This window comes from Pseudomonas antarctica (assembly GCF_900624995.1).
In the GTDB taxonomy this organism is placed as follows: Bacteria; Pseudomonadota; Gammaproteobacteria; order Pseudomonadales; family Pseudomonadaceae; genus Aquipseudomonas; species Aquipseudomonas antarctica.
Window position 1 is genome coordinate 24,420 of record NZ_UYXQ01000037.1, and the last position, 9,497, is coordinate 33,916.

Consider the following 9,497-nt stretch of genomic DNA (forward strand, 5'->3'; position numbering starts at 1 on the left):
AGCCGGGCTTGCCCGCGATGCAGACGACTCGGTGTTTCATGTGAACCGAGGTGATGCTATCGCAGGCAAGCCAGCTCCCACACAGCCCGCTCCCACACTTTTGATCCCGTCCTTCCAGGGAAATTGAGTCAAACCTATCGTTGCGGAGCCCCAGCCCTTATGAAGCACAACGTCATCCTTGTGGTGCTCGATGGCCTGAACTACGAAGTTGCCCGACATGCCATGGGGCATCTGCAGGCCTATATCGGCGCAGGACGCGCAGCGCTTTACAAACTGGACTGTGAACTGCCGGCCCTGTCCCGGCCTTTGTATGAATGCATCCTCACCGGCGTGCCACCGATCGACAGCGGCATCGTCCACAACAATGTCTCGCGCCTGTCCAACCAGCGCAGCATTTTCCATTACGCCACCGACGCAGGCCTCACCACAGCGGCGGCGGCTTATCACTGGGTCAGCGAGTTGTATAACCGCACGCCCTTTATTGCCGCGCGCGATCGCCATACCGACGACAAGGCGCTGGCAATCCAGCACGGGCATTTCTACTGGAATGACCACTACCCGGATTCGCACCTGTTCGCCGACGCCGAAAGCCTGCGCCGTAAACATGCGCCGAACTTCCTCCTGGTGCACCCAATGAACATTGATGACGCCGGCCACAAGCACGGCCTTGATACCGCGCAATACCGCAACAGCGCACGTTCGGCCGACATCATCCTCGCCGACTACCTGCAAGGCTGGCTCGACGCTGGCTACCAGGTGCTGGTGACCGCCGACCATGGCATGAACAACGACCGCTCGCACAACGGCCTGCTGCCGGAAGAACGTGAAGTGCCACTGTTCGTACTCGGCTCGGCTTTCAACTTCGACCCGTCTGCCAAACCTGCGCAAACCGAACTGTGCGGCACCGTCTGCGAACTGCTCGGTGTGCCTCACGACAAACCTGTATGCCGGGAGCTGTTGAAGTGAACGCCATAACCCGTGGCAAATGGCTGGCGATTTTGTGCCTGGTGCCGTTTGCGCTGTTTTTTATCGTGTTTGAAATCGCCCCGTTGGTGTGGGTGCTGATCAACAGCCTGCAATCGGAGGAGTTCGGCTGGGGCGTGGCCAACTTCACCAAGATCTTCAGTTCGAAGTTCTACCTGCAGGCCATCCAGTACAGTCTGGAGATCAGCTTCTATTCCAGCGTGTTCGGCATCATCATCTCGGTGCTCGGCAGCTATTCGTTACGCCGCGTCGATGGGCGGTTGCGCAATTTCGTCACCGCCTTCGCCAACATGACCAGCAACTTTGCCGGTGTGCCCCTGGCCTTCGCCTTCATCATCCTGCTGGGTTTCAACGGCAGCATCACCCTCATGCTCAAGCAGGCTGGAATCATTCAGGACTTCAACCTGTACTCCAAGACCGGCCTGATCATTCTGTATAGCTACTTCCAGATTCCACTGGGTGTGCTGCTGCTCTACCCGGCCTTCGATGCGTTGCGCGAAGACTGGCGTGAATCGGCCTCGTTGCTTGGCGCCAGCACCTGGCAGTTCTGGCGGTACATCGGCCTGCCGGTGCTCACCCCGGCACTGCTCGGCACCTTCGTGATCCTGCTGGCCAATGCCCTCGGCGCCTATGCCACGGTGTACGCGCTGACCACCGGCAACTTCAACGTACTGCCGATTCGCATCGCGGCGATGGTCTCCGGCGACATCTCCCTGGACCCGAACATGGCCAGTGCCCTGGCCGTGGTGCTGGTGGCGCTGATGACCGTGGTCACCGTGGTTCATCAACTGCTACTCAAGAGGAGCTACCATGTCTCGCGCTGAAGCCGGCTCGGCCTCCCTCTACCATCGGGTAGTGGTTTGCCTGTTATTTGCGATTCTGGTGTTGCCGCTGGTGGGCACCTTTGTCTATTCCATTGCGAGCAGTTGGTCGGCGACCATCCTGCCCGCCGGCTTCACGGTGAAATGGTATGTGCAACTGTGGGGCGACCCGCGCTTCCTGGCTGCCTTTGGCCAGTCTCTGCTGGTGTGCGTGGGGGCGCTGATCCTGTCGGTGGTGCTGATTTTGCCGCTGCTGTTCGTGGTGCATTACCACTTCCCCAAACTCGACGCGCTGATGAACATCCTTATCCTGCTGCCCTTCGCAGTGCCGCCGGTGGTGTCCTCGGTGGGCTTGCTGCAACTCTACGGCTCCGGGCCGCTGGCGATGGTGGGCACGCCGTGGATTCTGATCGGCTGCTACTTCACCGTGGCCTTGCCGTTCATGTACCGCGCGATCACCAACAACCTGCAAGCGATCAACCTGCGTGACCTGATGGACGCCTCGCAGCTACTCGGCGCCAGCACCTGGCAGGCGGCGATTCTGGTGGTACTGCCAAACCTGCGCAAAGGCCTGATGGTGGCGCTGCTGCTGTCGTTCTCGTTCCTGTTCGGTGAGTTCGTGTTCGCCAATATCTTGGTGGGTACCCGCTACGAAACCCTGCAGGTGTACCTCAACAACATGCGCAACACGAGTGGCCACTTCACCAGTGCCATCGTCATTTCCTACTTTTTCTTTGTGCTGGTGCTGACCTGGGCCGCCAATATCTTGAACAAGGACAAAAGCCAATGAGCTTCGTCAGCGTCCAACACCTGCAAAAAGGCTACGCCGGCACCCCGGTGTTCAGTGATATCAACTGCGAGATCGCCAAGGGCGAATTCGTCACCCTGCTCGGCCCGTCCGGCTGCGGCAAGTCGACCTTGCTGCGCTGCATCGCCGGCCTCACCTCGGTGGACAGTGGCCAAATTCTGCTGGATGGCCAGGACATCGTGCCGCTGAGCCCACAGAAACGGCATATCGGCATGGTGTTCCAAAGCTATGCGCTGTTCCCCAACATGACCGTGGAACAGAACGTCGCCTTCGGCCTGCGCATGCAAAAGGTCAACGCCGACGACAGCCACAAGCGCGTGCAGGAAGTGCTGCAACTGGTGGAACTCAAGGAGCTCGCAGGCCGCTACCCGCACCAGATGTCCGGCGGCCAGTGCCAGCGCGTGGCCCTCGCCCGCTCCCTGGTCACCCGCCCGCGTCTGTTGCTGCTGGATGAGCCGCTGTCAGCGCTGGATGCAAGGATTCGCAAGCACCTGCGCGAGCAGATCCGCCAGATCCAGCGCGAACTGGGGCTGACCACGATTTTCGTGACCCATGACCAGGAAGAAGCGCTGACCATGTCTGACCGCATCTTCCTGATGAATCAGGGCAAGATCGTACAAAGCGGCGATGCCGAGACCCTTTACACTGCCCCCGTGGATGTATTCGCCGCAGGTTTCATCGGCAACTACAACCTGCTCGACGCCGACAAAGCCAGCCAGTTGCTGCAACGCCCGATCAGCGGGCGCATTGCGATTCGCCCGGAAGCCATCGAACTGAGCCGCAGCGGCGAGCTGGACGCGCTGGTGCGCAGCCACAGCCTGCTGGGTAACGTGATTCGTTACCGCATCGAGGCACGCGGCGTTGAGTTGGTGGTGGATGTGCTCAACCGCTGCGCCGACGACCTGCACCCGGATGGCCAACGTTTGGCACTTTCCATCGACCCCAGTGCGTTGTGTGAAGTAGCCTGACGCGACGATTTAATGAGAGAGCATGACGGATGGCATTGGTAATTTTTGATTTGGACGACACCCTGATCCACGGTGACTGCGCCACCCTGTGGAGCGAGCAGATGGGCCGCCTGGGCTGGGTCGACCCCGAGTCGTTCATGCGCAAGAACCACGAATTGATGGACGCCTACAGCCAGGGCAAGCTGCGCATGGAAGACTTCATGGACTTCAGCCTGGAGCCGATGATCGGCCGCACGCCGGAAGAAATCGAGCACCTTGTGCAGCCCTGGGTCGAGGACGTTATTGAGCCGCTGATCTACAGCGACGCCACCAAAACCATCGCCCGGCACCGTGCGAATGGCGACCGGATCCTGGTGATTTCCGCCTCGGGCACGCATCTGGTCACGCCGATTGCGGCGCGTATCGGGATTGATGAAGTGTTGGGGATTGAGTTGGAAATCAGTCATGGCGCGCACAGTGGCCGTACTGTGGGTGTACTGACTTACCGCGAAGGCAAGATCACGCGGTTGCTCGAATGGTTAGAGCGCGAAGGTGAGACACTGGAAGGTGCGTACTTCTACTCGGATTCGCGCAATGATTTGCCATTGCTGCTGAAGGTTGATCACCCGCAGGTGGTGAACCCGGATCCGGTGTTGCGTGAGCATGCGGAAAAGGCCGGCTGGCCGATTCATCACTGGGTCTGACCCCAACTTCTTTGAATTGAAACTCAAACCCTGTGGGAGCGGGCTTGCCTGCGATGGCATCAACTGGGTTTACCTGAAACACCGAGGTGCCTGCATCGCAGGCAAGCCCACAGAAAAGCAGAGCAATGCGGTAGTTGAAATCGGTTCAATTGTGGGAGCGGGCTTGCTCGCGAATGCAGTGTGTCAGTCAGCTTATTTGTAACTGACCCACCGCATTCGCGAGCAAGCCCGCTCCCACAGTTGGATCTCAGTTCATCAGACAGAGAGTGTGCTGCTCTGCTGTGCTTTTGTCCTGCTTTTGCTTCAACCACTCAGGTCGGCTACTAGGCCGCCGTGCTGTAGATTTTGATCTTGATCTGCTTTTGATCTGACAGGCCCCGTTAACCACGTTACTTTTTTAGGCGCTTGTAAAAAAGTGACTCGCTGTAAGAGCGAAACCCTAGGTGGCCGTTACCGCAGCAACGGATATGTACTCAACCTACCTAAACGCCTCACAGGCTCAGAGCAACATAAAGAGTTACGTAGATACCTATGCTGCGATAGCGATCTATCAGATGAAACATTCTTCACTGAGACACCGCTATCGCAGGCAAGCCAGCGCCCACATTGACCGCACTCCAGTCCAGGTATCAGACCAGACTTTCGTCAATCACCACCACCAACTTCCCGGAAATCTGGTTGCTCGCCAACTCGGCAAACGCCGCCTCGGCATCCTTGATCGGGAAGGTCTTGGCCAGTTGCGGGCTCAAGCGCCCCTCAGCAAACAGCGGCCATACATGCTGGCTCAAGTCACTGAACAAGTGCGCCTTGAACTGATCACTGCGGCTGCGCAGGGTTGAGCCGAGCAGCTGGATACGCTTGCCCAGCACCTGCGCCAAGTCGAGCTGCGCGTCGCGCCCGCCCATCAAGCCGATCAACACCCAACGACCGTCCAGGGCCAGCAGCTTGAGGTCCAGCGCGGCATAGTTGCCACCCACGGGGTCGAGGATCACGTCAAACGGCCCGAAATCGCGCAGCCCTTCAATCCCGTCAGTACGCACAACCCCGCCCTGGGCGCCGAGTGCTTGGCAGTAGGCCAGGCGCTCGGGCGAGCCGACGCTGACCCAGCACGGGCTGCCAAACGCCTTACACAACTGGATCGCCGCCGAGCCCACGCCACTGGCGCCGGCATGCAACAAAACTTTTTCACCGGGCTTAAGGCCCGCCAACTGGAACAGGTTCAGCCACGCCGTGCTGTACACCTCAGGCAATGCCGCCGCTTCGCTCAGCGACAAACCTTCCGGCACCGGCAGCACATGGCGCGCGTCCACCACCACTTCTTCGGCCATGCCGCCACCGGCCAGCAACGCGCAAACGCGATCACCGATATGCCAGGACGACCCCGGCCCCACTTCGCTGATCACCCCAGCACACTCAAGGCCCAGCACGTGGCTGGCACCCGGAGGCGGTGGATAGAGCCCCGCACGCTGCAATAAATCGGCGCGATTAAGGCCCGCAGCCGCCACACGAATGCGAACTTGGCCTACATCGCAGGTAGGACTGGTTTCTTCCAACCACTCCACATGACCTTCAACGCCTTGCAATGCTTTCACAGTGCCTCCATAGTGAGTCTGGACTGAGCCCGTAGCTGTAGCGCCGGGCTTTTTGCATTATGCGACCGGATCATATGGAACCGGCTCCCTCAAAGACGGCCTAATATGCGTTATCAATTGCCCCCGCGTCGAATCAGCATGAAGCATCTGTTCCCCAGCACCGCCCTCGCTTTTTTCATTGGTCTCGGCTTCGCATCGATGTCGACCAATACGTTCGCAGCCAATAGCTGGGACAGCCTTCAGCCTGATCGCGATGAGGTGATTGCCAGCCTTAACGTCGTCGAGTTGCTCAAACGCCATCACTACAGCAAGCCGCCGCTGGACGACGCTCGCTCGGTGATCATCTACGACAGCTACCTCAAGCTGCTGGACCCGTCGCGCAGCTACTTCCTGGCCAGCGATATCGCTGAGTTCGACAAGTGGAAGACCCAGTTCGACGACTTCCTCAAAAGCGGCGACCTGCAGCCTGGCTTCACCATCTATAAGCGTTACCTGGACCGCGTCAAAGCGCGTCTTGACTTCGCCTTGGGTGAGTTGAACAAGGGCGTCGACAAGCTCGACTTCACCCAGAAGGAAACCCTTCTGGTGGACCGTAAGGACGCGCCTTGGCTAACCAGCACCGCCGCCCTTGACGACCTGTGGCGCAAACGCGTCAAGGACGAAGTGCTGCGCTTGAAGATCGCCGGCAAAGAGCCTAAGGCCATCCAAGAGCTGTTGACCAAGCGCTACAAGAATCAGCTGGCACGTCTGGACCAGACCCGCGCCGAAGATATCTTCCAGGCCTACATCAACACCTTCGCAATGTCCTACGATCCGCACACCAATCATCTGTCGCCAGATAACGCGGAAAATTTTGATAACAACATGAGTCTGTCGCTGGAAGGCATCGGTGCCGTCCTGCAAAGCGACAACGACCAGGTCAAGATCGTACGTTTAGTGCCGGCAGGTCCGGCCGACAAGACCAAGCAAGTTGCCCCGGCCGACAAGATCATCGGCGTGGCCCAGGCCGACAAAGAGATGGTCGATGTGGTTGGCTGGCGCCTGGACGAAGTGGTCAAGCTGATCCGTGGGCCTAAAGGCAGCGTGGTGCGCTTGGAAGTGATTCCGCATACCAATGCCCCGAACGACCAGACCAGCAAGATCGTGTCCATCACCCGTGAAGCGGTGAAGCTCGAAGATCAGGCCGTGCAGAAGAAAGTCCTCAACCTCAAGCAAGATGGCAAGGACTACAAGCTGGGCGTGATTGAAATCCCGGCCTTCTACCTTGACTTCAAGGCCTTCCGCGCTGGCGATCCGAACTACAAGTCCACCACCCGCGACGTGAAGAAAATCCTGACTGAGCTGCAGAAGGAGAAAGTCGACGGCGTGGTCATCGACCTGCGCAATAACGGCGGCGGCTCCCTTCAGGAAGCCACCGAGCTGACCAGCCTGTTTATCGACAAAGGCCCGACCGTGTTGGTACGTAACGCTGACGGCCGTGTCGATGTGCTGGAAGACGAGAACCCGGGTGCCTTCTACAAAGGGCCAATGGCGCTGCTGGTCAATCGCCTCTCGGCCTCGGCCTCGGAGATTTTCGCCGGTGCCATGCAGGACTACCACCGTGCGCTGATCATCGGCGGCCAGACCTTCGGTAAAGGCACCGTGCAGACCATTCAGCCGCTTAACCATGGCGAGCTGAAACTGACCCTGGCCAAGTTCTACCGCGTGTCTGGGCAGAGCACCCAGCATCAGGGCGTGCTGCCGGATGTCGACTTCCCGTCAATCATCGACACCAAGGAAATCGGCGAGAGCGCCCTGCCTGAAGCCATGCCGTGGGACACCATCCGTCCTGCGATCAAGCCGGCGTCGGACCCGTTCAAACCGTTCCTGACGCAGTTGAAAGCTGACCATGACGCTCGCTCCGCAAAGGATGCCGAGTTCGTGTTTATCCGCGACAAGCTGGCCTTGGCCAAGAAGCTGATGGAAGAGAAAACCGTCAGCCTCAACGAAGCGGATCGCCGTGCGCAGCACACCAGCATCGAAAATCAGCAGCTCGTGCTGGAAAACGCCCGCCGCAAGGCCAAAGGTGAAGACCCGCTCAAAGAGCTGAAGAAAGAAGATGAAGACGCACTGCCGGCCGAGCCTGAAAAAACCAAGCCGGAAGACGACGCCTACCTGGCCGAAACAGGCCGGATCCTGCTGGACTACCTGAAAATCAGCAAGCAGGTGGCCAAGCAGTAAATGATGACAATTTAATGTGATCGCTCCTCGGAGTGTCATCATATAGACATCATTCTGTCGTGAAATGAAGGACCGCAGGCTATAAGCCTGCGGTCCTTTTTTTTCGATCGAGATCGCCATGACCATGACCGAACAGCTGAATGCATTGGGCTCTATTCTGGCTCAAGGCAGTTTGCACAGCCTGTTCCAACCGATCATTTGCCTGTCAGAGCGACGCATTCTCGGCTACGAAGCCCTCAGCCGCGGCCCCTCCAACAGCCCACTGCACTCCCCCGTCGCCCTGTTCGCGGTCGCCAGCCAGGCTGGGCGCCTCAGCGAATTGGAGATAGCCTGTCGCGAAAGTGCCTGCCGGCGCTTCAGCGAACAAAAACTGCCGGGCAAGCTGTTCCTGAACATCTCGCCGGAATCCTTGATGGAAACGGCACACCAACCGGGGCGCACCCTGCAACTGCTGAGCGACTTAGGCATTCCACCCAGCCAAGTAGTCATCGAACTGACTGAGCAAACCCCCACCGACGATTTCTACTTGCTGCAGACCGCGCTGCATCATTACCGCAACATGGGTTTCGCCATCGCCTTGGATGACTTAGGCGCCGGGTATTCCAGCCTGCGTTTGTGGTCGGAGCTGCGCCCGGATTACGTGAAAATCGATCGACACTTTATCGACGGTATCCATCAGGACGCGCTCAAGCGCGAATTCGTCGGCTCTATCCTGCAGATCGCCAAGGCATCGCGCGCCCAGGTGATTGCCGAGGGCATCGAGTTGGTGGAAGAACTGGCGGTGCTGATGGAGATGGGCGTTGACCTGGTCCAGGGTTATCTGCTTTGCCGCCCGCAGGAGCAGCCGCCTCAGGAAGCGCGCCTGATGCTGCCCAAGCAAGACCACGCCAACCTTACCCTCAGCGAAGAAGGCAGCGACCTCAGCGCCCTGCTCAACGAACAACCGGCGGTGGATCAGGACACCGCCACCGCCCAAGTGCTGGAATCTTTCCGCCGCCAGGCCAACCTCAACTCCTTGGCGGTGCTTGACGGGCGTGGCCACCCGGTCGGTATCGTGCACCGGCATTCGCTATCGGACGCGCTGCTCAAGCCATTTGCCACCGACCTGTTCGCGCGCAAGCCCATCAGCCGCCTTATGAGCGATGACTTTTTGGCGGTGGAGTTGAGCCAGTCCCTGCAACAAGTCAGCCGCCTGTTGACCAGTCGTGCACGGCAACGCATCGAGGAAGATTTCATCATCACGCTCAATGGCGACTACCTGGGGTTGGGCCGGGTGATCGATGTGCTCAAGCTGATCACGGAGGTTAAAATCCAGCAGGCGCGTTATGCCAACCCGCTGACGTTACTTCCGGGCAACGTGCCGATCCAGCAATGCCTGACGAGGCTGCTGCAGCAACAACGAGAGTCCGTGATCTGCTACG

8 protein-coding genes are annotated in these 9,497 nt (G+C 59.0%); 7 read left to right on the forward strand and 1 reads right to left on the reverse strand.

The window, feature by feature from the left end; translation table 11 throughout:
- The first annotated feature begins 159 nt into the window (after window positions 1–159).
- The 5 genes from E0F99_RS17910 to E0F99_RS17930 are packed head-to-tail and all read left to right on the forward strand — an operon-like array spanning window position 160 to window position 4,264.
- Window positions 160–966: an alkaline phosphatase family protein gene (locus E0F99_RS17910; RefSeq protein WP_083359271.1), complete on the forward strand. Its 807-nt coding sequence runs from the start codon at window positions 160–162 to the stop codon at window positions 964–966.
- A complete protein-coding gene (locus E0F99_RS17915) occupies window positions 963–1,808 on the forward strand; it encodes an ABC transporter permease (protein ID WP_083359272.1) in 846 nt (281 codons plus the stop codon). Before E0F99_RS17910 ends, E0F99_RS17915 begins: the two co-directional genes overlap by 4 nt.
- The gene (locus E0F99_RS17920) at window positions 1,795–2,595 is read left to right on the forward strand and encodes an ABC transporter permease (RefSeq protein ID WP_083359273.1); all 801 of its coding nucleotides are present in this window, start codon (window positions 1,795–1,797) and stop codon (window positions 2,593–2,595) included. Before E0F99_RS17915 ends, E0F99_RS17920 begins: the two co-directional genes overlap by 14 nt.
- The gene (locus E0F99_RS17925) at window positions 2,592–3,581 is read left to right on the forward strand and encodes an ABC transporter ATP-binding protein (RefSeq protein WP_083359274.1); all 990 of its coding nucleotides are present in this window, start codon (window positions 2,592–2,594) and stop codon (window positions 3,579–3,581) included. The genes E0F99_RS17920 and E0F99_RS17925 overlap by 4 nt, the downstream gene beginning before the upstream one ends.
- A gap of 29 nt (window positions 3,582–3,610) precedes the next feature.
- Window positions 3,611–4,264, forward strand: a complete 654-nt coding sequence (locus E0F99_RS17930; RefSeq protein WP_083359275.1) for an HAD family hydrolase — start codon at window positions 3,611–3,613, stop codon at window positions 4,262–4,264.
- Between the two features lie 629 nt (window positions 4,265–4,893).
- Here the strand turns inward: E0F99_RS17930 and E0F99_RS17935 are convergent.
- A complete protein-coding gene (locus E0F99_RS17935) occupies window positions 4,894–5,856 on the reverse strand; it encodes a zinc-binding dehydrogenase (RefSeq protein ID WP_083359276.1) in 963 nt (320 codons plus the stop codon).
- 138 nt (window positions 5,857–5,994) lie between these two features.
- Between E0F99_RS17935 and E0F99_RS17940 the strand changes: the two genes are divergently transcribed.
- Both E0F99_RS17940 and E0F99_RS17945 read left to right on the forward strand, forming a co-directional pair.
- Complete coding sequence (locus E0F99_RS17940; protein ID WP_242626911.1) at window positions 5,995–8,076, forward strand: carboxy terminal-processing peptidase; 2,082 nt, start codon at window positions 5,995–5,997, stop codon at window positions 8,074–8,076.
- Between the two features lie 118 nt (window positions 8,077–8,194).
- The coding region (locus tag E0F99_RS17945; protein ID WP_130908844.1) for an EAL domain-containing protein at window positions 8,195–9,497 on the forward strand (1,303 nt) is incomplete at its 3' end.